20 protein-coding genes and 1 tRNA gene are annotated in these 22,437 nt (G+C 62.6%); 8 read left to right on the top strand and 13 right to left on the bottom strand.

Features of this window, described 5'->3' with window-relative positions; translation table 11 throughout:
* Positions 1-204: 204 nt before the first annotated feature.
* Together IVA95_RS34960 and IVA95_RS34955 are read right to left on the bottom strand one after the other, a co-directional pair.
* Positions 205-1,512, bottom strand: coding sequence for an ammonium transporter (locus IVA95_RS34960; RefSeq protein WP_247514644.1), 1,308 nt, complete (start codon positions 1,510-1,512; stop codon positions 205-207).
* Positions 1,513-1,603: 91 nt separating this feature from the next.
* Complete coding sequence (locus IVA95_RS34955; RefSeq protein WP_108520132.1) at positions 1,604-1,942, bottom strand: P-II family nitrogen regulator; 339 nt, start codon at positions 1,940-1,942, stop codon at positions 1,604-1,606.
* A gap of 250 nt (positions 1,943-2,192) precedes the next feature.
* On the opposite strand from IVA95_RS34955, the gene IVA95_RS34950 reads away from it, so the two are divergent.
* On the top strand, positions 2,193-3,080 hold the full coding sequence (locus tag IVA95_RS34950) for a DUF4339 domain-containing protein (protein ID WP_247514643.1): 888 nt from the start codon (positions 2,193-2,195) through the stop codon (positions 3,078-3,080).
* Between the two features lie 50 nt (positions 3,081-3,130).
* Here IVA95_RS34950 and tesB read toward each other — a convergent pair whose 3' ends face one another.
* Positions 3,131-3,991 carry an acyl-CoA thioesterase II gene (gene tesB / locus IVA95_RS34945; protein WP_247514642.1) on the bottom strand — a complete coding sequence of 287 codons (861 nt, stop codon included), beginning with the start codon at positions 3,989-3,991 and terminating at the stop codon, positions 3,131-3,133.
* A gap of 212 nt (positions 3,992-4,203) precedes the next feature.
* Between tesB and IVA95_RS34940 the strand changes: the two genes are divergently transcribed.
* Entirely contained in the window at positions 4,204-5,421 is a 1,218-nt protein-coding gene (locus tag IVA95_RS34940) for a ubiquinone biosynthesis hydroxylase (RefSeq protein ID WP_247514641.1), read from the top strand.
* Between the two features lie 107 nt (positions 5,422-5,528).
* On the opposite strand, the gene IVA95_RS34935 is transcribed toward IVA95_RS34940, so the two are convergent.
* Both IVA95_RS34935 and IVA95_RS34930 read right to left on the bottom strand, forming a co-directional pair.
* Positions 5,529-5,726: a Trm112 family protein gene (locus tag IVA95_RS34935; RefSeq protein WP_213250617.1), complete on the bottom strand. Its 198-nt coding sequence runs from the start codon at positions 5,724-5,726 to the stop codon at positions 5,529-5,531.
* A 49-nt stretch (positions 5,727-5,775) separates the two neighbouring features.
* Positions 5,776-6,312: a TetR/AcrR family transcriptional regulator gene (locus tag IVA95_RS34930; RefSeq protein ID WP_247514640.1), complete on the bottom strand. Its 537-nt coding sequence runs from the start codon at positions 6,310-6,312 to the stop codon at positions 5,776-5,778.
* An 89-nt stretch (positions 6,313-6,401) separates the two neighbouring features.
* On the opposite strand from IVA95_RS34930, the gene IVA95_RS34925 reads away from it, so the two are divergent.
* Positions 6,402-6,752, top strand: a complete 351-nt coding sequence (locus IVA95_RS34925; protein WP_213250623.1) for a hypothetical protein — start codon at positions 6,402-6,404, stop codon at positions 6,750-6,752.
* Positions 6,753-6,756: 4 nt separating this feature from the next.
* Here IVA95_RS34925 and IVA95_RS34920 read toward each other — a convergent pair whose 3' ends face one another.
* Positions 6,757-7,431 carry an LON peptidase substrate-binding domain-containing protein gene (locus IVA95_RS34920; protein ID WP_247514639.1) on the bottom strand — a complete coding sequence of 225 codons (675 nt, stop codon included), beginning with the start codon at positions 7,429-7,431 and terminating at the stop codon, positions 6,757-6,759.
* Between the two features lie 75 nt (positions 7,432-7,506).
* Entirely contained in the window at positions 7,507-8,430 is a 924-nt protein-coding gene (trxA, locus tag IVA95_RS34915) for a thioredoxin (protein ID WP_247514638.1), read from the bottom strand.
* 470 nt (positions 8,431-8,900) lie between these two features.
* Between trxA and IVA95_RS34910 the strand changes: the two genes are divergently transcribed.
* Positions 8,901-8,975, top strand: a tRNA-Gly gene (locus tag IVA95_RS34910).
* A 99-nt stretch (positions 8,976-9,074) separates the two neighbouring features.
* Here IVA95_RS34910 and IVA95_RS34905 read toward each other — a convergent pair.
* Positions 9,075-11,714 carry a DUF2235 domain-containing protein gene (locus tag IVA95_RS34905; RefSeq protein WP_247514637.1) on the bottom strand — a complete coding sequence of 880 codons (2,640 nt, stop codon included), beginning with the start codon at positions 11,712-11,714 and terminating at the stop codon, positions 9,075-9,077.
* A gap of 434 nt (positions 11,715-12,148) precedes the next feature.
* Here IVA95_RS34905 and IVA95_RS34900 point away from each other — a divergent pair, with 434 nt between their 5' ends.
* Positions 12,149-13,411 carry a PQQ-dependent sugar dehydrogenase gene (locus tag IVA95_RS34900; protein WP_247514636.1) on the top strand — a complete coding sequence of 421 codons (1,263 nt, stop codon included), beginning with the start codon at positions 12,149-12,151 and terminating at the stop codon, positions 13,409-13,411.
* A gap of 89 nt (positions 13,412-13,500) precedes the next feature.
* Positions 13,501-14,082, top strand: coding sequence for a c-type cytochrome (locus IVA95_RS34895; protein ID WP_247514635.1), 582 nt, complete (start codon positions 13,501-13,503; stop codon positions 14,080-14,082).
* A 138-nt stretch (positions 14,083-14,220) separates the two neighbouring features.
* On the opposite strand, the gene panE is transcribed toward IVA95_RS34895, so the two are convergent.
* The 3 genes from panE to IVA95_RS34880 all read right to left on the bottom strand — a co-directional run bounded on the left by panE (position 14,221) and on the right by IVA95_RS34880 (position 16,639).
* A complete protein-coding gene (panE, locus tag IVA95_RS34890) occupies positions 14,221-15,141 on the bottom strand; it encodes a 2-dehydropantoate 2-reductase (RefSeq protein WP_247514634.1) in 921 nt (306 codons plus the stop codon).
* Between the two features lie 148 nt (positions 15,142-15,289).
* The gene (locus IVA95_RS34885) at positions 15,290-15,895 is read right to left on the bottom strand and encodes a 2-hydroxychromene-2-carboxylate isomerase (protein ID WP_247514633.1); all 606 of its coding nucleotides are present in this window, start codon (positions 15,893-15,895) and stop codon (positions 15,290-15,292) included.
* A 135-nt stretch (positions 15,896-16,030) separates the two neighbouring features.
* On the bottom strand, positions 16,031-16,639 hold the full coding sequence (locus tag IVA95_RS34880; protein ID WP_247514632.1) for a DUF2239 family protein: 609 nt from the start codon (positions 16,637-16,639) through the stop codon (positions 16,031-16,033).
* Between the two features lie 150 nt (positions 16,640-16,789).
* Here IVA95_RS34880 and IVA95_RS34875 point away from each other — a divergent pair, with 150 nt between their 5' ends.
* Positions 16,790-17,455, top strand: a complete 666-nt coding sequence (locus IVA95_RS34875; protein WP_213286592.1) for a glutathione S-transferase — start codon at positions 16,790-16,792, stop codon at positions 17,453-17,455.
* Positions 17,456-17,482: 27 nt separating this feature from the next.
* On the opposite strand, the gene IVA95_RS34870 is transcribed toward IVA95_RS34875, so the two are convergent.
* Both IVA95_RS34870 and ggt read right to left on the bottom strand, forming a co-directional pair.
* Positions 17,483-18,379: an NAD(P)-dependent oxidoreductase gene (locus IVA95_RS34870; protein WP_247514631.1), complete on the bottom strand. Its 897-nt coding sequence runs from the start codon at positions 18,377-18,379 to the stop codon at positions 17,483-17,485.
* 280 nt (positions 18,380-18,659) lie between these two features.
* Positions 18,660-20,402 carry a gamma-glutamyltransferase gene (gene ggt / locus IVA95_RS34865; protein ID WP_247514630.1) on the bottom strand — a complete coding sequence of 581 codons (1,743 nt, stop codon included), beginning with the start codon at positions 20,400-20,402 and terminating at the stop codon, positions 18,660-18,662.
* A gap of 128 nt (positions 20,403-20,530) precedes the next feature.
* On the opposite strand from ggt, the gene IVA95_RS34860 reads away from it, so the two are divergent.
* A complete protein-coding gene (locus IVA95_RS34860) occupies positions 20,531-21,916 on the top strand; it encodes an MFS transporter (protein WP_247514629.1) in 1,386 nt (461 codons plus the stop codon).
* The last annotated feature ends 521 nt before the right edge of the window (positions 21,917-22,437 follow it).

Here is a 22,437-nt window from a genome sequence, read left to right as displayed (position 1 = left end):
AATCAAATGCCGTGCCAGATGGGGATCATTCCCTAACAGACTATGAATCCGGACCTTTTCGCCTTCTGCGAGAATTGCATCTTCCTGCGCCATTCCGTCGCGCCCAAAGCGTAGTCAGGCCTGCCCAAAACGTGAGCAGGCCGTGACGGCCGACCGCAATCGTGCTCAGCAGCAGGGCAAGAAAACGGTAATAAGATGGGCGGCCTATTGCAGGGCTTCGCCGTGCTGCGAGATGTCGAGGCCTTCGAGCTCCTGCTGCAACGATACCCGCAGGGGCGCGAACACGCCTACTAGCTTGAGCAGGATAAAGGTAATGCCGCCAGACCAGCCGAGGGTAACCGCGACGCCATAGAGCTGGATCAGGACCTGCTGAGCATTGCCCTCGATCAGGCCGGCAGTGCCCCCGATCGCGTTCACCGCGAAGACGCCGGCGAGCAATGTCCCGGTCAATCCCCCGATGCCGTGAACGCCGAACACGTCGAGCGAGTCGTCATATTTGAAGCGCTGCTTGAGCCAGGTGCAGGCCCAGAAGCAGAGCGTTCCCGCGACGACGCCGATTACGACGCCGTGCCACGGGGCAACAAATCCGGAGGCCGGCGTGATTGTGCCGAGGCCCGCAATCGCGCCCGATATCATGCCGAGTACCGACGGCTTGCGCCGCGTCGCCCATTCGATCGCGGCCCAGGTTAGCGCGCCGGCGCAGGCGGCCAGATGGGTCGCGGTGATCGCCATGACCGCACGCGAATTCGCGGCCAGCGCCGAGCCGCCGTTGAAGCCGAACCAGCCGACCCACAACAATCCGGTGCCGATCACGGCGAGCGACAGATCAAACGGCGCGAGGTTCTCGCTGCCATAGCCGTGACGCCGGCCAATTACCGTCGCGGCAACCAGTCCGCCAACGCCGGCGGAAAGATGCACGACGAGCCCGCCGGCGAAATCCAGCACGCCCATGGTCGCAAGGAAACCGCCGCCCCATACCCAGTGCGCAAGCGGCACATAGACGAACATGAACCAGCCGACGGAGAACAGGAGATAGGCCGAGAAACGCATCCGGTCGGCCACCGCGCCCGCCACCAGCGCCACCGTGATGATCGCAAACGTCATCTGGTACAGCATGAAAAGCGCTTCCGGAATCGTCTTCGCCGCCGGATTGACGCTTTCCATCGTCATGCCGATCAGAAACCAGCGATCGAGCGTGCCGATCCAGGCGCCGTCGCCGACGAAGGCGAGCGAGTAGCCGAAGGCCACCCAGAGAATCGAGATGATCGCGACGGCGGCGAGGCTCTGTGCCATGGTCGCCAGCACGTTCTTCTTGCGCACCATGCCGGAATAGAACAGCGCCAGACCTGGTATCGTCATCATCAGCACCAGCGCGGTGGCGACGATCATCCACGCGGTGTCGGCGGCACTGATGCTGGACGTCTCGGCTTGCGCCGGCGTGATGAGTGCGAAGCTCGCCGCAAGAGTAATGAGCGCAGCATTGCCTGCTGCACGATACGATGCTGCCCCCATAAAATTCCCCCGGCCTGTTGTCGTTTCGTTGCCGTTTCTTGGCTTCGCGCGTTCAGCTTCGTTGCTGCCGCGCCTTCAATTCCGTGATGTCTCAGAGCGCGTCGCTATCGGTCTCGCCGGTGCGGATTCTCAGCGCATGATCGATCGGCGTGACGAAGATCTTGCCGTCGCCGATCTGCCCGGTACGCGCGTTCGCGGTAATGACCTCGACCGCCTTCTCCGCAACATCCGAGGCGACCGCGATTTCAATTCGGAGCTTGGGCAGGAAGTTCACGACATATTCGGCGCCGCGATAGATTTCGGTGTGGCCCTTCTGGCGGCCGTAGCCCTTGACCTCCGTCACCGTCATGCCGTGGACGCCGATGGCCGTCAGCGCCTGACGTACCTCGTCAAGCTTGAAAGGTTTGATGATCGCGACGACGAGCTTCATGGTCAGGCCTTCATTTCTATGGGGTATTTTCTTGAGCACGCGACAGGCTGTGTGCCCCGACGGCGGACCGCCGACGCAAATCTGGCATCTTTCTGGGCAAATGGCACAAAAAAGTTGCAGGTAGAAGGGGAAAACATTTCGAGCTGGTGACCTCGATCACTGTACAGGCACCTGTAACGTCCGCCAAAATGCGGTTTCACCCCCAGCCGCCCGCCGGCTACCTCCATTTTCCACGGCTCAAGGAAATAAAATGTCGAACCGATCGTGGTTTTATGCAGCCAACGGCCAGCAACAGGGCCCTTATCCGGAGGCCCAGCTTCGCGACCTCATTACCCGCGGCATGGTCGGGGTGGATACGCTGGTCTGGACCGAGGGAATGTCGGGCTGGCAGCGGGCAGGAGAAATTCCGGGGATGATCCCCGGCGGATCAGGCCCGCCCTCTTTCGCGCAACCCGGTGGCCCAGCTAAGGCTGCAGGTGGAGGTTACGGCGGCGGTGCGCTGTCGATCGATGTCGGCCTGTGGGAGCTCCTCGGGCGCAGCCTTGTGTTCATCATCGGCATGGTGCTGGTGATTCCGGCGCCTTGGGTTGCGACCTGGTTCTATCGCTGGATCTTTTCCCGGCTTTACGTGCCGGGCCGACCAAACGTCGCCTTCGACGGCCAGCCGCTTGACATCTGGTACGTCTTCATTGCGATCGGCATTCTGACCTATGTGGGCTCAGCCGACCTCTATTACCTGCAATACCTCTCGATTCCGATACAGGCCGTCCTGTCCTGGATGGTCATTCGCTGGGTTGCTTCGAATCTGAGCTCCAACGGCCAGCCACTTCCGATCACCTTCAACGGCAGCGCGTTGGGCTATGTCGGCTGGCATGTGCTCTTGTATGTGTCTTTCATTACCATCGTCGGCTGGGCCTGGGTGGTCACGGCCTGGATGCGCTGGATCTGCCGCAACATCGACGGCACGCATCGCGAGGTCATCTTCACCGCGTCCGGACTGGAAGTGTTGTGGCGAACCCTCGTGTTTGTGATCGCCTGCATCTTTATCATTCCGATCCCGTGGATGTTGGCCTGGTACGCGCGCTGGTACGCGTCGCAATTCGCGCTCGCCGAGCGCGGCACGCTGGCGAACGCCTGAGGCTAGGGAGGCGGGGCCTTGACGCCTTTGAACGGAGAGAGAGGCGGCGGCTACTTGCGCTGGCGGACCGAGCCTTCCTGGGCGACCGAGGCCACCAGTGTGCCGTCAGGCTTGAAGATCAGGCCGCGGGTCAATCCGCGGCCTTCCTGCGCGCTCGGCGAATCCTGCGCGTAGAGCAGCCATTCGTCGGCGCGGAATGGCCGGTGAAACCACATCGCGTGGTCGAGGCTCGCCGGCATCATGCGCTTGTCAAACAGCGTACGGCCGTAGCGCGCCATCACTGCGTCGAGCAGCGAGAAGTCCGAGGCATAGGCCAGTGCGCACATGTGCAGAGCCGGATCGTCGGGCAACTTGGCCGCGGTCCGGATCCAGACATGGATGCGCCCGTCCTCGATCTTCTGGCCGAAATAGCGGCCGAGCTCGACCGGGCGCAGTTCAATCGGCCGGTCGGATTCGTAATAGCGGCGGATGAATTCCGGCATCTCGCGGAACATCGGCTGTTTTGCCACTTCCTCCGCCGTGAGTTTCTCCGGGGGCGGGACGTCAGGCATCTCGTCCTGATGGTTGAACGCACCTTCCTCCTCGGCATGAAAAGAAACCATGATGGAGAAGATCGCATTGCCGTGCTGGATCGCGGTGACGCGCCTTGTCGAGTAGCTCTTGCCGTCGCGCAGCCGCTCGACCTCGTAGATGATCGGAATCTGCGGATCGCCGGGCAGGATGAAATAGCAATGGATGGAATGCGGCAAGCGGCCTTCGACAGTGCGACATGCCGCGACCATGGCCTGCCCGATCACCTGTCCGCCGAACACCCGCTGCCAGCTGGTCTTCGGGCTGTTGCCGCGGAACAGATTCACCTCGAGCGGCTCCAGATCGAGAATGGAAATCAGGTCAATCAGGCCTTTGGACATGGTGGTGCTTTCAATTCGTGGAGGCGCCGTCATTCCGGGGCGCCTCGAAGAGGCGAACCCGGAATCCCGTGCCAAACCTCTGGATTCCGGGTTCGCGCTAGCGCGCGTCCCGGAATGACGGTCTGATTAAGGACCTTGTTTCTCGGCCCTGTTTCGCCCAGCTATTATCAGGTAGCAAGTCTGGTCTGAGGGCGTAACTAGGTACGGATCGCATGGCGACACAGCGAAGTATTATCATCTGCGGCGGCGCCTTTGCAGGGCTGGCGCTGGCGCTGGCGCTCCGTCAGGCCCTTGGCGCGGAGATTCCCGTTGTCGTCGCCGATCCCGCGCTCGGTGTGCGGCCGAGCCGTGATCCACGCGCGACCGCCATTGTGGCCGCCTGCCGGCGGCTTTTCGAGACGCTCGGCGTCTGGAATCAGGTTGCGGATTCGCAAGCCATCCTCGACATGGTCGTCACCGATTCCAGGCTCGATGACGCCACACGCCCGGTATTCCTGACGTTTGCCGGAGATGTCGAGCCCGGCGAGCCGTTTGCCCACATGGTCGAGAATCGCCGGCTGATCGACGCGCTGGTAGAGCGCGCCGAGGCCGAAGGCATCGATCTCCAGGCTACCGCCGTTTCGACCTACGATTCACGTTCCGATGGCGTCACGGTGACGCTCGCCGACGGCGCTGTCATCGAGGCAAGCCTGCTGGTCGCCGCCGACGGCGCGCGCTCAAGACTGCGCGAGCGCGCCGGCATTGCCACCCATGGCTGGGACTACGATCAATCCGGCATCGTCGTCACTGTCGGCCATGAGCGGGATCATCACGGCCGCGCCGAAGAGCATTTTCTCCCGGCGGGTCCGTTCGCGATCCTGCCGTTGAGCGGAAAGCGCTCGTCGCTGGTGTGGACCGAGAGCCGAAGCGAAGCCACGCGCATCACCGCGCTTGGCGAAGCCGAATTCCACGATGAGCTCGAGAAGCGGTTCGGGTTGCATCTCGGCGAGATCAAGGCGCTCGACAAGCCGCGCGCGTTTCCGCTCGGCTATTTCGTCGCGCGCTCATTCATCGCCGAGCGGCTAGCGCTGGTCGGCGACGCCGCGCATGTGATTCATCCGATCGCGGGGCAGGGGCTCAACATGGGCCTGAAGGACGTCGCGGCGCTGGCCGAAGTCGTGGTCGACGCGGCGCGGCTCGGCATCGATCCAGGCCAGGCCGATGTGCTCGACCGTTACCAGCGCTGGCGGCGGTTCGACACCATGGCGATGGGCGTTGCGACCAACTCGCTGAATTTTCTGTTCTCGAACGAATCGACGCTGTTGCGCACCGTGCGCGATATCGGCCTCGGCCTCGTCGATCGCGCGCCGCCGCTGAAGAATTTGTTCATCCGCCAGGCGGCGGGATTGTCGGGCGAGGTGCCTCGGTTGTTGAAGGGCGAGGCGCTGTAGTTTCTCTTGTCGTAGCCCGGATGCAGCGAAGCGAAATCCGGGAGCGCGCGAGTTGAAAGACCCCGGATTGCGCTACGCTCCATCCGGGCTACGCGAGACGTCTGCTATCACTCAATCTTCCGCGCCTCTTCCGGCAGCATGATCGGGATGCCGTCGCGGATCGGATAGGCGAGCTTGGCGGAACGCGAAATCAATTCCTGCCGGCTCGAATCGAATTCGAGCGGACCCTTGGTCACCGGACAGACCAGGATCTCCAGCAACTTTGGATCGACGGTGCCGTCGAGGCGTTCGGGCGGGGCTGTCATTTGCTGTCTCCAGATAGGCGTAGTCCTTAGCATACCAAATCGCGAGGTGTCATGACGCTGACATCCGTACCAATTCGTCGACCACTGCCTGTTGTCGTGCCTTCGGCAATGGCTGATCCGACAGCGCAAAGCCGAGAAATGCCCAATACAGGATTTGCGCCCGCGCGCGGGCCGCATCCGCCGACAATCCGGATTGCATCAGAAGACCTTCGACATAGCCGAGCCGGCGCCGGTCGATCGCCTGCACGGCGGCGCGGGCGGCGGGATCGACGCTCGCCCAGGTGCGGACCGCCCGTTCCAGCATCAGCCGTTCGCCGAACACGCGGCGCAGCAGCAGCGCGAGCGGGTTCTCGTCCCTCGAGGCCGCCTCGACATCGGCGATGATCTGCTCGGCCGCGACCTCATGCCAGCGCGCGAGGACGGCGGCATGGAACGCGCCGATATCGGCGAAATGCCAATAGAAGCTGCCGCGCGATACTCCCATCGTCTTGGCCAAAGGCTCCGCTTTCAGCGCCGTGAAGCCATGGGTCGCCAACGTCTTCAGGCCCTGATCGAGCCAGTCGTTTGCCGATAGTTGATCGCTCATGCCGGGTTCCGCGACCTCCATACACCACTGTATTGACAAGCACCAGAATGCGCCGCATAACCATACAGTGCTGTATGGAGACGTTGTCGATGCGCGATCTCATTCTGCAATGCGCCGGCGTCGCCGGCATAGCGGTGGCCTTGATTCACGGCGTGCTCGGGGAAACCAAGGTGTTCGCCAGGGCGACCATTCAGCCCGAAAGCCTGCGCACCCTCATCCGCCTGGTATGGCAGGCGGGTACGGTGGCCTGGATCGGCGGCGGCGTACTGCTGATTGCCGCGCCCTCGTTTGGATCGGAAAGCGCGCGGCATTGGATCGTCGCAACGATCGTCGCGGTCTACGCCTTTGCCGCCGCCGCCAATGCGTGGTGGTCGCGCGGCCGCGGCTTCGGCTGGAAAGCCCTTGGCGCCGTCGTCGTGCTCGCGGTGGCGGGGTACTAGAGGGTTACTGCAGCCCTGTGTCGCCGCTGGTGCGCTTCTTGGCGAGGTCCATTTCGGTCACCGCGATCAGGATCTCGGCGCGGGTTTTCAGGTCGGGCGCCTCCAGCATCGCCTGCTTCTCCGCCGGACCATAGGGCGACATCATCGCGAGCGCGTTGACCAGCGCCTCGTTCGGCGCGCTCTCGATACCTTCCCAATCCACCTTCAGATTGTTGGCCGTGAGAAAATCGTTCAGCACGTCGAGCAGCGCCGTGCGGTCGACTTCCTCCTCGCCTTTGCGCGCGACGAAATCGTCAGCATAGGGGAAGAAATCCACCTTGCATTGCCGGTACGCAGTCAGTGCTGCGATTTCCTCGACTACCTTGAAGCGGGCGACCCCGGTCAATTCAAGGATGTAACGGCCGTCGCCGGATTCGGCGAGCTGGGTAATGCGGCCGACGCAACCGACCTGGAACAGCGCCGGCCTGGCCTCGTCTATGGTGTGGGAAATGTCCGGCTGGATCATCCCGATCAGCCGGTGGCCGTCGCGTAGCGCGTCATCCACCATCGCCAGATAGCGTGGCTCGAAAATATTGAGCGGCATCTGGCCGCGCGGCAGCAACAGCGCGCCCGGCAGCGGAAACACCGGAATGATTTCGGGAAGCTCGCCGGGTCCGCGGTATTCGGCATTGATCGGCATCTGCAGTCCCGGTCAGTTCGTTGGCTTGGCGTGTGTTCTCTTCAAAAAACCATGGTCCACGCGTGTGGATACGCCTTACGAGAAAAGAATCGTCGACAACCGCTTGCGTCCCTCGACGGTTGCTTCGTCGGTGCCGCCCCACGCCTCGAAGAACTGCACGAGTTGCTTGCGCGCGCCGTCGTCGTTCCACTTGCGGTCGCGTTTGACGATTTCCAGCAACTGGTTGGTTGCCTCCGTGCGCTTGCCGAGCGCATTGAGCGCGGTCGCCAGGTCGAATCGCGCCTGATGGTCGAGCGGGTTTGCGGCGACCTTTTGTTCGAGCTCGGTCACCGGGCCGACCGACCGCGCCTGCTCGGCAAGGTCGATCGAGGCCTGCACCGCCTTCGCGGCGGCATCATTGCGCTTCGATTCCGGCACCATCGCAAGGGTCTGCTTGGCCTGTTCGATCGCACCCGTCGTCACGTAGCACTTCGCCAGTCCCGCGAGCGCCGCGATATTGGTGGCATCGAAGCCGAGCACCTCGGCATAGATCTGGGCTGCGGCGGCAGGGTCGCCTTCCGCCAGCACAGCCTCGGCCTCTTGCAGGATGTCCGCGATGTTGGGTTCGCCCGGCGCCGTCATGCCCTTGGTGAGTTTGTCGATGAAGGCGTTGACCTGGCTTTCCGGCACCGCGCCCATGAAACCATCGGCGGGTTGGCCGCCCACGAAGGCGATCACCGCCGGGATCGACTGAATGCCCATCTGGCCCGGAATGGCCGGATGCTCGTCGATATTCATCTTGACCAGTTTGACCTTACCCTTGGCGGCCCGAACCGCCTTTTCCAGCACCGGTGTGAGCTGACGGCAGGGACCGCACCAAGGCGCCCAGAAGTCGATCAGCACCGGCTGCCGCTTCGATTCCTCGATGACATCCTTCACGAAGGTCTGGGTGGTCGTCTCCTTGATCAGATCGGGTGCTGCCTGCGGCGCCGGGCCGCCGCCCTGCTCAACTATCGTCACGGTATCCTCGCCTGATGTCTCGAGAAGGAACGCAGAATATCGGCTGCGGGTCCGGCTGGTTTCTAGCACGGTCCGGAACCAAGTTCTCGTTCGCTAGATGGCGGCTTGGCCGCAAAAATCAATTGGTTCCGACTTTGCCGCTCTCTGCCAACTTTGCCGACCGTGGAACATGTAGGAATGGGAATGAAGGGGTGCTTCCGATCCGGCCGGCGTTCTGAACGGCCGGTTGGGCGGAGGGCCAGCCGCCGCGAATCGGGCGATCGCGCGCCGGCAGATGATTTCTGGTTCCCGGCGATGGCCCGAAGGGCGACAAATTCCATTTTGGCGTTGTTTCGGACGGATTCGAGCCTATTTGTTAAAGAAATCGGATTATCCGGAAAAGCTTCGGACCGTGCGCGGACTGTTGCATTCGCAGCCCGCATTTGGCATAGGTCTGCCGTTGACGGCGAGCGATCGCCGCCATCTCGGATGCGGGTGTAGCTCAGTGGTAGAGCACGACCTTGCCAAGGTCGGGGTCGAGGGTTCGAGCCCCTTCGCCCGCTCCAGATTTCTAAAATCGGCAAACACTGGATCCCAACGACAGGCCGCCATTTGGCGGCCTTTTGTTTGCGGTACGGGGCAAACCGGATGCACCCTCGGCAGGCTCACCTCGGAATGCGATAGACCCAGATCCTGGCCTTGCCTGAATTCACCCCGCCAAACAGGCCTGGGAAGATGCCGCTGACCGGCTGGTTCAGATAGACGAACAATTGCCCGTCCCGGGTCGCCCTGAATTTCTCTTCGAGACGGCCGTTCGTCGGCTCGCCATCGATGAAGTTCTCCTCATTGCCGGTCTCGCCGTAGCGCAGGATAACGTGGCCAAAGGGCCGGTCGAGCGTTCGCTTGAGCGGATAAGCTGCCGCCAGTAAAGCGAATCGGCCCAGTGGAACGGTCGGATCGGTCACACCGTCCTTCTTCCAGTTGGGAAGGAATGCGCGCAGCGGCATTCCACCCGGGCCCGAAGGTGTGCCGAGAAACGACCAGTCGCCATCTTTCTCAAGGATGAACTGATAATGTCCGCGTCTCTCGAGCATGACGCCCACGGGCGTGCAAAGGTTGGCGGTATTGAATGGGGCGAGATCGACCCCGCGGCACGCCGCCGACGTGCAGGTGCTAGGGAAGCTTCCGTCGGACGCCCGCTTGCACAGCTTCATATCGTCGGGGTCGCACACCTCTAGCGTGATTGGCTTTTCCGCTGGCTGGCAGAAGTGGCCAAGGCTGTCGCGGATGTTGAAAAGATAGTGGCTGGCGAAAGCCATGCCGCCGACCAGGAAGAAAACCGCAAAGAATGCGGGCGCGACCTTGAGCTTGATGTTGGTGAGCAGTCGCCGGTAGGCGTCCTTCAGTCTGAAGCGCGCGATTGTCCTGTCGCGGAGCAACATGGTGACCAGGATGGCAACGGCGAAGAACTGGAAATACGGATGGGTTATCCGGTCGATGAAGGTCTGCGGCGAGGCAGAAAGCTTTGGCAAGCTGTAGCCGGTCCAGCCCGGTAGCGGATAGAGCGCGACAACAAGCAGGCCAGCCAGCACTACCATTTGCGATGTGCTCAGGCCGAACCTGGGTTTGGATTCGCCGCGGTGCAAGTCGACTTTTGCAAGGCTTACCCGCCACGCGCGGCGCATCTGGTCGGTGATGCGGTCCTTAAGGCTGGCGCTCAACCATAGCAGCAGTGCGACAAGGCTGGCGCACAGCACAAACCAGAGCGGCTCCCTCGCATAGGCATTGATCCAGCGTGAGGCCGCGCCCGGCAAGGCGAGCCCGACCATCCGAATGAGGTCGGAGAGCGGCCGCAACGGCGTGGTGAATTCGGCGGCGGCCGGCGCGGTGGATGTAAGCGGATAGGTCAGCAAATAGAGCGACGCGATGACGGTCAGGAAATAGATGATGCGTCGCCGCCAGATCGAACTTCCGACGACGTGCTCCTGGGTCAACTCACGCTGACGAGCGGTGGCCAGGCTCTCATATTTCGGTCTGCCCGACGGAACGGTCAGCTTGTCGGGGGCGACGATCCTCTCGTCGTAAGTCAATATTTCATAGACCGGCGGCAGTGAGACCGGTGCATAAAGATGCGCATCGACGGAGATCCGGTCGAATACGCTTTCATGGATTTTCGGCACTGCGATCTTCACGCAATCGCGCTTGTCGTCGGAGAATTTCGTATCCGACAGCGCGGCTACGCTCCGTGGCCCGTAGCGGTAGTAACCCCCGAGCCCGTTGCGGGAATCGTAGATGCGGCCGTCCTTGTCCTGGGTCGACCGCACCCGCGTAAAGGCGTCGGGGTCGGCTCCCGGCGCTGCCTTCAAGGTCAGCCCGCGGCTGCGCGCCTCTGATAACATCCAGGTCAGCGACACATGGGCGAGCGAGTCGTCCGGATATCCGCCACCGACATTGGAATGCACGCCGGCGAACCAGACCTGCGTGATCCGTTCCGAACTGGTCTTCCGGGTGCCGGTGACAACGGTCTCCGGACTCTCGTCCCACAGCAGCGGATGAAACGTGGTGCGCTCATCGTCGAGCGAGAGCGCGTGACACGCCTTTCGCACCAACGGATGAAGCTGCCGGTCCGGCAGTTCGAGCGGCCAGAGATAGCGGCTGACGCCGCGGGTCATTTCGTCGATGGGCAGGCCGTAGGCGGCGACAGTATCCCAAAGCCCGAGAAAGGCGATGTGATCGACTGGGCGCTCGTTCTTGTCGTGTTTGGCTGATACGAACAGGTTGCGCAGCTTTCGAAATGCCCATTCGACCTGAAACTGCGACTTAAACGTCTCTGCCCGGTGCGCCCGGTAGGCCGCGGCGACCTTTCGATCAAGCTCTTCTTCGGTCTGGTACTTCACCAGGCCCTGTTCGCAGATCAACCCGTTCACCACGCGGATGGTGAAGGCGCCCCGGCTGAATCCAAATGCAAAGATGTCGTCGCTCTGCCAGGGGCCGTATCTCTCCTCGCGACCCTCGGCCTTCGCAGCAGCAGCCTCGAGCGTCAGATATTCCAGATGCGAGCGGTAGTTGCGGCAGGCAAATTTGTAGATGTCGAGCACGTTCCGCTTCAGCCCGAAGCCGAAGGCGCCGCCCAGGATCGCAAACGGCTTGAAGGAGGAGGTGCCGACCCCGTCGTCGTAGAACGCAATCTGTTGCGAACTCGTCAGGTCCAGCGATTCGAAAACGCGCCAGACATTGGTGCGCCAGACCTTGCCGGCGGAATTGCCGGTGCCGTCCGAGAGCAGGATGATCCGCTTGTTGGCCATACGGACGCTCGCTCAAACCCGGCGGAGGGGAGACAGACATTTTGTCAGGACGGGATCCTCTCACGGATTCATCCACTCCCGTATGAAATGGGCCACAATTGCGTTGTTCGTTTATCACTCGAGGTCACTTGGGCCGACATGCACGCGATTACTTGATGTGGAACGCCGCCCACTCGTGCTCTTGCAGCAGAGAGGCGCGTAAGCTCAACACGAATATTGCGATGCAGCGCGCGCAAAAGCGGATTGAACGCGCGGCTTGGCAATCCGTCTCAAAATTTGTCTCGGTCGGACAGAGCCGCGCCGCACGCGCTTCTCTCGGGCAGCGGATGTGCTACCATTTTTCAGTCTGTCCTACTTCACCAGACCAAATTCGCCTCTCGAACATTGAAAATAATAACAGGCGCAGCCGCCAGGCTGCATAGGGGAGCGACGTGATGAAATCGGCTTTCAATCGATCTATTCTTGCGCTCGCAGCCATCCTCGTTGTCGCGGGGATCAGCCAGGCCAGCGCGCAACAGAAGGCCCTGAAGAAATACGAGTCCGGCACCAAGGATTTCTGGACTAACCCGCCGCCAGACTGGTTCCTCGGCGATGAGACGGAGGAGCAAAAGGGTCTCGCGCCGCCGTCAGGGCCGCCGACCGGCGCCTCGGACGCGGAATTGGCGGCCATGATGAAGAAGATCAAGCTGCCGGACGGCTTCAAGATCGAAGTCTATGCATCAAATGTACTGTCAGCGCGGCAGATGGCCTGGGGCGACAAGGGCACGCTGTTCGTCGGCTCGTTCGACTTCGGCAATGTCTATGCGATCAAGGACAATGGCGGCAAGAAAGAGGTCAAGACCATTCTCAAGGGCCTCAAGATGCCGACCGGCCTCGCCTTTCTCGATGGCGCGCTCTACGTCATCGCGGTCGACAAGCTGATCAAATATGAAAATGCCGAGGCCAATCTCGACAACCTCGGCGCCGGCAAGGTGGTGTATGACGACATGCCGTCCTACATCGCCCACGGGTGGAAATACATCACCGTCGACAAGGATGGCTGGTTCTATCTTCCGTTCGGACCTCCCTTCAACATCGGCATCCCGCCGACTAGCCTTTCGCAGATCCGGCGCGTCGATCCCAAGACCGGCAATGCCGAAATCTGGGCGCTCGGCGTCCGCAACAGCGTCGGCGGCGACATCGATCCACGCAGCGGGCGATACTGGTTTACGGAGAACGCCCGTGACTGGATCAGTGACGACATGCCAAGCGACAAGCTCAACATGATCTCCAGGATCGGCGAGCATTTCGGCTATCCCTATTGCCACCAGGGCGATATGCCGGATCCGAAATTCGCGATGGGTCACAAGTGTTCGGAATTCACGCCGCCCGTGGTCAATCTGGGCGCACACGTGGCGCCGCTCGGCATGAAGTTCTATACCGGCGATCAATTCCCGGCCGAGTACAAGAACAACATTCTGATCGCCGAACACGGCTCCTGGAATAGGCATAAGTACCAGGGCGCACGGATCAAGCGCGTCATCGTCGATGCCGACGGCAAGAACGCCAAGCAGGAAATCTTTGCCTCCGGTTGGCTCGAAGGCGACCAGGGCTATCTCGGCCGTCCGAACGATATCTTGCTGGACAAGGACGGCTCGATCCTGGTGTCCGACGATTGGGCCGGTGCGATCTATCGCATCAGCTACACCAAAAAGTAGGATTTGACCTGGCCGAGGCTGCGGTTTGCCCGGGGAACGGGTGGCCGCAGCCTTTGTTGTTTGATGCACAGGGCGGAGAGTAGTTGAAAATGCGAAGTGCATTGATGGGGTCGCTGCTGGCGCTCATGATTTGCGTGCCGCTCGCCCACGCAGCCGATATCACCGCCGGCAAGGCGAAAGCCGAGCTGTGCGTCGGCTGTCATGGCGAGGGCGGCATTTCGCAGATCGAGAACATTCCCTCGCTGGCGGCGCAGCCTGATCAATTCATCCAGTGGCAGCTCGTGTTCTTTCGTGCCGGCACTCGCAAGAACGAGCAGATGCAGCCGATCGTCGAACAGCTCAGCAATGAGGATATTCGCAACCTCGGCGCCTACTACGCTTCGCTCGAACCGCCGAAAGCATCCAAGCCTGACGAAAATCCCGATCTCTCCAAAAAGGGAGCGCAGGCGGCCGCCGGCCGGCGCTGCGCGTCATGCCACACCGATAGCTACGCCGGCACCAAGGGGGTCGCCCGCGTCGCCGGCCAGCGCGAGGAATATCTGGTCAAGGCGCTTCGCGAGTACAAATCGGGAGTGCGATCCGGCGGCGCGATGGCTGCGATGACGGATGTCGCCTATTCCCTCAGCGAGGAAGAGATCGAGGCGCTCGCGCACTATCTCGCGCATCTCTGACGCGGCGTAGCCTGGGTGAAGCCAACGGGTCGCGCGAATGCGCGCCCGATGACAGGCTCCGCGCTACCCGGGTTAATCCGAACAACGCGAACGAACGTCCCCGGATTACGCTGCGCTTCATCCGGGCTACGGGTCCAACTAGCCCCGCTGCTTCTCATATGCCTTCAGATGCGTATAGGCGATGCGCAGCTTCGGCACCGGGATCTTGGCGGCGTCGGCGCGCGCGACGAGATCGCCGATCACATGATCGGCCTCCACCGGCAGTCCCGCCTTGATGTCGCGGAACATCGAGGCGGTCATCGGCGAGCCCTCGGTGGTCAACAAGCCGCTGGTGCGCTGGAAGAATGGTCCGCTCGGCTCGTAGCCCGACGCCTTTGCAATCGCGCTGCATTCATCGAGCATGCCGAGCAGAAAATCCTTGCCGCCGGCGACCGCCAGGATGTTGCCGACCGAGGCGCGCATCAGGCAGGTCGAGGCCGCCAGCGAAGCGAGGAAAACCCACTTCTCCCACATGTCCTGCATAATGTGTTCGCTGGCCACGGCACCGAATTTGCCGCTTTCGAACACTTTTGCAATGGCACGCACCCGCTCGGACATCGAGCCGTCGCGCTCGCCGAAATTGAGCGACTGCATCGGCGCGAGCTGGACCACCTCGCGGGGCTCGTTGAGCGTCACCGCGATCGCGCAGAGACCGCCGAGCACGCGGTCGGCGCCGAATTTCTTGTCCAGCACCTTGAGGTGCAGCATGCCGTTGAGCAGCGGGATGATTGCGGTTTGCGGCCCGACCGCAGGAGCAAAAGACTTGATCGCATCTTCCAGGTCGAAGGCCTTGCAGCTCAACAGCACAACGTCGAAGGCCTCGGTGAGCTTGTCGGCCTGCACGGTTGGCGGGCTGTTGAGCGTCACGTCGCCGGCGGGACTCCTGATGACAAGACCTGCGCTTGCGAGCTCGGAAGCGCGCTTCGGCCGGACCAGGAACGTCACGTCGTTTCCTGCCTGAAGCAACCTGCCGCCGAAATAGCCGCCGATGGCCCCGGCGCCGACCACGAGAATACGCATGGATCAACTTTCCTTATTGTTGATTTTGGAACGGGCGAATTGCGAGTAGCCAATGGCGAGTAGGAAGATGCCGGCTGCAATCTACTCCCAACTATTCGCTATTCGCCACCCACATTCGCTTGCCTACCATGTGGTCTGATCGGGGCGGCTATTTGCCCGAAATCATTTCCTCGACTTCGCGAAGCTGCTCCTTGCCGAAGAACATTTCCTTGCCGACGAAGAACGTCGGCGAGCCGAACGCGCCACGCTCGACCGCGTCTTGCGTATTCTCGATCAGTCTGGTCTTCACATCCGCATCCTGCGATCGCGCCAGCAGCCTGGCGGCATCGAGGCCGGACGAGGCCAGCGCCTTGGCTGCGACATCGGGGTCATCCATCTTCTTTGGCTCGACCCACATGTGGTGGAAGGCAGCATCGACATATTTCTCGAACACGCCTTCGAGCTGGGCGGCCACCGCCGCGCGCATCAGGTTCAGCGTGTTGACCGGGAAGAACGGGTTCCAGACGTAGGGCTTGACCCCAAAGCGCTTCACGAAGCGCTCGGTTTCCAGCGCGTGGAATTCGCGCTTGTTCTTGATGCCGGCGAGCGTTTCGGCGGGCGACTTGTTGTTGGTGGCCTTGAAGATGCCGCCGAGCAGGATCGGGACGTATTCGAACTTCACGCCGGTGCGCTTTTCGATCGCCGGAATCGCTTCATGGGCAAGGAAGGCGTTGGGGCTGCCGAAATCGAACAGGAATTGCGGATTTGAGCTCACGGCAGTCTCCTTGGATGCTTTTGCGCATTGTGGCGCAAGGCAGCCGGTGCGTCCACAGTATCATGACGATCGTAATATTCTGGAAGGCGGGGCAGGCGAGAGGTGTTGGAAGTTTCGGCTGAAGGCCGATCGCGCCTATGGCTCGGCGCGATCGCTGAAGGCGAGCTTGACGACGTGGTCGCGGATATCGTCGGGCCAGCCGGCGACGAGAGCGACGAAGCGCCGCCGGTCATCGGCGAACAACGCCCGCGAGGCTTCCTCGAAGCCGGCGAGATTGCCGGCCATCACGGACATGAAGCGATAGGCGGCGTCCCTGGCGGTGCGGGCGCGATCCGCGTCGCCATTGGCGCGGCGCGCCTCGTCGACGAGCTTGCGCAGCGCGACCGACGCGCCGCCGGGCTGCGCCCCGAGCCATTCCCAATGGCGCGGCAACAGCGTCACCTCGCGCGCGACCACGCCGAGCTTGGGCCGCCCCCGTCCGCGCGGCTCAGTCGCCGCAGCCTCATCGGCTTCGACATCCGAAGGCGAGGCCGGTTGCGGCAGGCGGGCAATAACGTCGCCCTCGGTCCCCCGAAGGTCGAGATCGATCGGCTGGCCAGTCGCGTCGCTGAATATGATGATCGGCAGCACCGCAGGCCGGCGGGAAGCCTGCATGACTGCCAGCGCGACTTCGGCGAGCGGGCCGGCTGCCAGGCGTTGCGGGCCGATGAAGGCGGTGAACTGGGGGCGGGACGTGTGAGCCATTGAAGATACTCTGGATTTTGGCGTGCTATATTTACCCGGATAAATTTTGCCGGTCAATATCCCCGGGTAAAATATGTGGCCGGCTCCAGGCCGTCTCGACTTTCCATTCCCCGGCTGGCACCAACGCCACGCCAACCTTGGGGGAACGCCATGCTGACGGTTCATCATCTCAACAACTCACGCTCCCAGCGCGTGCTCTGGCTTCTCGAAGAGCTCGGCGTCGCTTACGAGATCGTCCGGTATCAGCGCCAGCCGGACATGCGCGCGCCGAAGGAACTGCGCGCCATTCACCCGCTCGGCAAATCGCCCGTTATTACCGACAACGGCAATACGATCGCCGAATCCGGCGCGATCTGCGAATACATCGTCGGCACCTATGGCAACGGCCGCCTGATCCCGCCGCCGAATACGCCGGAGCGGCTGCGCTACACCTATTGGCTGCACTATGCGGAAGGCTCCGCGATGTCGCCGCTGCTCCTGAAGCTGCTGTTCACGCTGATGCCGAAGCGCGCGCCCGCGCTGCTGCGGCCGCTGGTGCGCAAGGTCTCCAACACGGCGCTGACCACCCTGGTCAATCCGCAGCTCAAACAGCACATGGATTATTGGGAGAGCGAGCTCGGCAAGAGCGAATGGTTCGCGGGCAATGAATTCACCGCCGCCGATATCCAGATGAGCTTTCCCCTGGAAGCCGCCGCGGCGCGCGGCGGGCTGGAGCAGGGCCATCCCAAAGCGATGGCGTTTCTCGAACGCATCCACGCGCGGCCGGCCTATGCGCGCGCCCTCGAGAAGGGCGGGCCGTATGTGGTCGGGCGCTGACCGCTTCACGGCTGCTCCTCCAGGCGCCTATCGCGACGTCTGCGCCGTCCCAACCGAGGGCAGCGCCTGCACGGTGACGCCGGGCGGCGGCACGTCGTCGTCGGGAACGAAGAAATCCGACATCAGCGGCACGGACCGATCGACGCGGTAGTGCTCGAAATCCCTGACGCCGGAGGCGTACAGCACCTTGTCGTCGATGCAGAACTGTCCGGTGAATTCCCGCGCCGGCCTGGTCAGGATCGCGTGCGCGGCGTCGCCCATAATCTCGGGCGTGCGGCTGGCGCGCATCATCGCTTCGCCGCCGAGCAGGTTGCCGACCGCGGCGGTGGCGATGGTGGTGCGCGGCCATAGCGCGTTGACGGCGACGCCGGCGGGTTTCAGCTCGCCCGACAAGCCCAGCACGCACATGCTCATGCCGAATTTTGCCATCGTATAAGCGGTCGAATGCTCGAACCATTTCGTCTTCATGTCGAGCGGCGGCGACAGCATCAAGATGTGCGGGTTTTCCGCCTTCTTCAGGTGCGGAATGCAGTATTTCGACACCATGAACGTGCCGCGGGTGTTGATGCCCATCATCAGGTCGAACCGCTTCATGTCGGTTGCTTGCGAGTTGGTCAGGCTGATGGCGCTGGCGTTGTTGACGCAGATATCGATGCCGCCGAATTCGGCGACGGTCTGCTCGATCGCCGCGATCACCTGCGCCTCGTCGCGGATGTCGCACAGCACCGGCAACGCCTTGCCGCCAGCAGCGCGAATTTCTTCCGCCGCGGTGTAGATCGTGCCCTTGAGTTTCGGATGAGGCTCGGCGGTCTTCGCCGCAATCGCAACATTGGCGCCGTCACGCGCGGCGCGAAGCGCAATCGCCAGCCCAATGCCGCGGCTGGCGCCGGAGATGAACAACGTCTTGCCTTTGAGGGATGTCATGACGAAAGCCTCCAGTTATGGACGCACGAACGAACGGCTCCCTCCCCCCTTGCGGGGGAGGGTTGGGGAGAGGGGTAGCCACAGGCGCTGACGGCAGACATAACGCGACCCTGCATCAACGGCCCTCGCGAGGCGAAATAGATGCCCATGCTACGCGTCGAGCAGCGGAGCAAGTGGTACCCCTCTCCCTAACCCTCCCCCGCAAGGGGAGGGAATCCATCCGCTGTGCGTCCCTTACAATCCATGTCCCTCACGAGTGTGCGCCTCATTATCCCAACGCTCACTGCCCCACCGCCGCCGCGCCTCTCGTCCGCGGATCGGGGGCGCCGAGTAGGCCGCTGGGCGTGACGGCGATCGAATTGGCCGAGGTCTGGCCGAGCGGCTCGATCACCTGATGACCCTTCTCCTTTAGCGCATCCAGCGTTTCCTGCGGGAAGCCGCGCTCCACGCGCACCACATCCGGCATCCATTGATGGTGCAACCGGGGTGCGGCCACGGCGGTGGCGACGTCCATCTTGTAATCGAGCACATTGATCACGACCTGCAGCACGGCCGAGATGATCCGGCTGCCGCCCGGCGAGCCCGTCACCAGCACCGGCTTGCCGTCCTTCAGCACGATCGTTGGCGACATCGACGACAGCGGCCTTTTGCCCGGGCCCGGCAAATTGGCTTCGAAGCCGACCAGGCCGAATGCGTTCGCCGCGCCGGGTGCTGCGGTGAAGTCGTCGAGTTCGTTGTTGAGCAGCACGCCGGTGCCATCGGCGACGAGGCCGACGGCATAGGAAAAATTCAGCGTATAGGTGTTGCTGACGGCATTGCCGCCGGAGTCGACGACGGAATAATGCGTGGTGTTGCTGCCCTCGCGCGGCGGGCTCACGGACAACGCGTCGGCGGGCGTAGCGCGCGCAAGGTCGATGCTGGCGCGTTGCTTTGCCGCGTAATCCTTCGCGATCAGGAGATTCGCCGGCGCGTTGACGAAGGCGGGATCGCCGAGATACCGCGCCCGGTCGGCGTAAGCGCGCTTCATGGCCTCGATCATGAGATGCAGCGAAGGTGCGGAGCCTTGCTTCATGTCCGCCATCGGAAACCCTTCGAGAATGTTCAGCGCCTCCAGTAGCACCGTGCCACCGGACGAGGGCAGCGGCATCGACACGATATCGTAGCCGCGATAGTTTCCGCGCACGGCCTTGCGGATCACCGCCTCGTAGGATTTGAGATCATCCGCCGTCATGATGCCGCCGGCATCGCGGACGGCTTTTGCCAGCCGTTCGGCGACCGGCCCCGCATAAAATCCGCGCGGTCCTTGCTCGGCAATCGCCGACAGCGTTGCCGCGAGATCGGCCTGAACCAGGCGGTCGCCCTCTCGCAGCGCCGTGCCGTCGTCGCGGGAGAACGCCTTGGCCGAGTTCGGCCAACGCGCCATCCGGCGATACATGTCCGGCAGCGTGTCGGCGGTGTCGTCGGCGATTGCGAAACCGTCTCGTGCGAGCTCGATGGCGGGCTTGAGGATTTGCGCGAGCGTGAAGCGGCCGGAGCCGTACTTCTCCAGCGCCAGTGCCAATCCGGCCACCGTGCCGGGCACGCCGATACCGAGCGCGGAATTGCGCGACTTATCGGTATCGGGCTTGCCATCCGGTCCCAGAAACATATCGCGCGTGGTTGCGGCTGGTGCGGTCTCGCGATAGTCGATGGCGACGTCCTCATTGCGCTCGGCCGAATGGATCACCATGAAGCCGCCGCCGCCGATGTTTCCGGCGCGCGGATAGGTCACGGCAAGCGCAAAGCCGGTGGCGACCGCGGCATCAACCGCATTGCCGCCTTGCCGGAGAATGTCGGCGCCGACTTCCGCCGCGATCCTTTCCTGGGCGACCACCATGCCGTGCTCGGCTGGAATGGAGCGAACGGCGGAGAGGTCCGAGGGCGAATAAGAGCGGCGTTCCTGCGCAAAAGCGGTCGTGCCGCAGGCAAATATCAGCGCGATTGCGGCGATCGCCTTGCGCCGGCTGATTGAAAAGATTGTCATCGAAAATCCGCCGCAGTTTGAGCCTGTGTGGCGCGTGGGCAACAGCGCCAGCGTTGGTGACGCATGCTATATGGGTTTGAATTCGGCACGCAAAACGCTTCGCGAGACTTTTGAAGGAAATATCCGGCATGGCGGTGATCGCTTCCGAGGCAGTTGGCGCCGAGATTCCGCAGGCGTATCCGCGCCGCGCCGCGGTCGCGAGCTGGATCTTCTTCGATTGGGCCGCGCAGCCTTATTTCACGCTGATCACCACGTTTGTCTTCGCGCCCTATTTCGCGGGCTTCGTGGCGCCGGATCCTGCGAGCGGGCAGGCGCTCTGGGGATTCGCCACCGCCGCCGCCGGACTGATGATCGCGCTGCTGTCGCCGGTGCTGGGTGCCATCGCCGACGCCAGCGGCCGCCGCAAGCCGTGGATCGCCGGCTTCGGGTCGCTTTTGGTGATCGGCTCTTGCCTGATGTGGTTCGGAAAGCCGGGCGACCCCAGCGTCATCCCGCCGCTGTTGTTGGCCTATGCGATTGCGAGCATCGGTGTCGAATTCGCCACCGTCTTCAACAACGCGATGATGCCGACGCTGGTGCCGCCGGACAGAATCGGGCGGTTGTCCGGCACCGGGTGGGCAACCGGCTATATCGGCGGCATCCTCAGCCTCATCCTGGTGCTCGGCTTTCTGGCGGCCAGTCCCGAGACCGGGCGTACACTGTTCGGCCTGGCGCCGTTGTTCGGTCTCGATCCGGTCACGCATCAGGGCGATCGCATCACCGGTCCTTTGACCGCCATCTGGTTCGTCATTTTCGTGACGCCGATGTTCCTGTTCACACCGGATTATCCGGCCAGGCGTCCAATCCGCGAGGCGTTGCGCGAAGGATTGAGCGGACTCAAGCGGACACTCGGCGAATTGCCGAAGCAGAAGTCGATAGCGACGTTTCTGCTCGCCAACATGATCTATACCGATGGATTGGTCTCGCTGTTCGCGTTCGGCGGCATTTATGCCGCCGGCACCTTCGGCTGGCATACGATCCAGATCGGGACGTTCGGAATTCTGCTGGCGATTGCGGGTACCTTCGGCGCCTGGCTTGGCGGCAAGCTCGACGACAGGCTCGGACCCAAGCGCGTGATCGCCGGCAGCCTCTCGATCCTGCTGCTTGCGCTCGCCGCGATCTTGCTGGTCGACAAGGATTCGATCCTGTTCGTGCAGGTCGCCCCACCAGCTCCGGGCGGCGCACTGTTTTCCGGCGCCGCCGAGCGCGCCTATCTCGTACTCGGATGCCTGATCGGCGCGGCCGGCGGCCCGCTGCAGGCGGCGTCGCGCACGCTTCTGATCCGCCTCGCGCCGAAGGATCGCATCGCGCATTATTTTGGTTTGTTCGCGCTGACCGGGAAGGTGACCTCGTTCATCGGCCCGCTTCTGATCGGCGCGGTCACGGCCGTCACCGCAAGCCAAAAGGCCGGCATGGCGCTGCTGGTGGTGTTTTTCGTGGCGGGCCTCGCGCTGCTGACGCGCGTGAGGGAGTGAGGGTGAACGATTGGATCGGCTCGTCATACCTTGCGAAGGTCTGGTGCGCCGCGGCCTATCCACGTCATTGCGAGCGAAGCGAAGCAATCCATAGTTCGACTCGGGGATAGATGGATTGCTTCGCTTCGCCCGCAAAGACGGGGAAGTAGCGGCACATCTATTACAGTCATCCCCGCGCAGGCGGGGATCCAGTACGCCGCGGCTTCTCGATTCAATCATTGACGTCTCTGGAATACTGGGTCGCCCGGTCAAGCCGGGCGATAACGACTGAGTATGAGGCGGCGATCTCGCGACACACTGTGCCCGAGGTTTGCTCTCAACTTCCCGCCCTCTTGTTCAGAGGGCGCAGGGAAGACCGGGTGCGCGCCGCACCCGCGGTCTCGTGTGCAAAGTGCGCAAAAGGAAACGCACACGAGCATACAGGTACAGCGGGAGCATCCCGGCCTTCCCTGCGCAGTGGCTTTACGGCTTACTTCGTGCTCTCCCCGGTGAACGGCTTTCTTGCCACCGTCGCCCCTGAG

The sequence above is a fragment of the Bradyrhizobium sp. 157 genome, assembly GCF_023073815.1.
GTDB lineage: Bacteria > Pseudomonadota > Alphaproteobacteria > Rhizobiales > Xanthobacteraceae > Bradyrhizobium.
The sequence above is the reverse complement of the archived record's forward strand: the minus strand, read 5'-3'. Positions and strand labels throughout refer to the sequence as shown.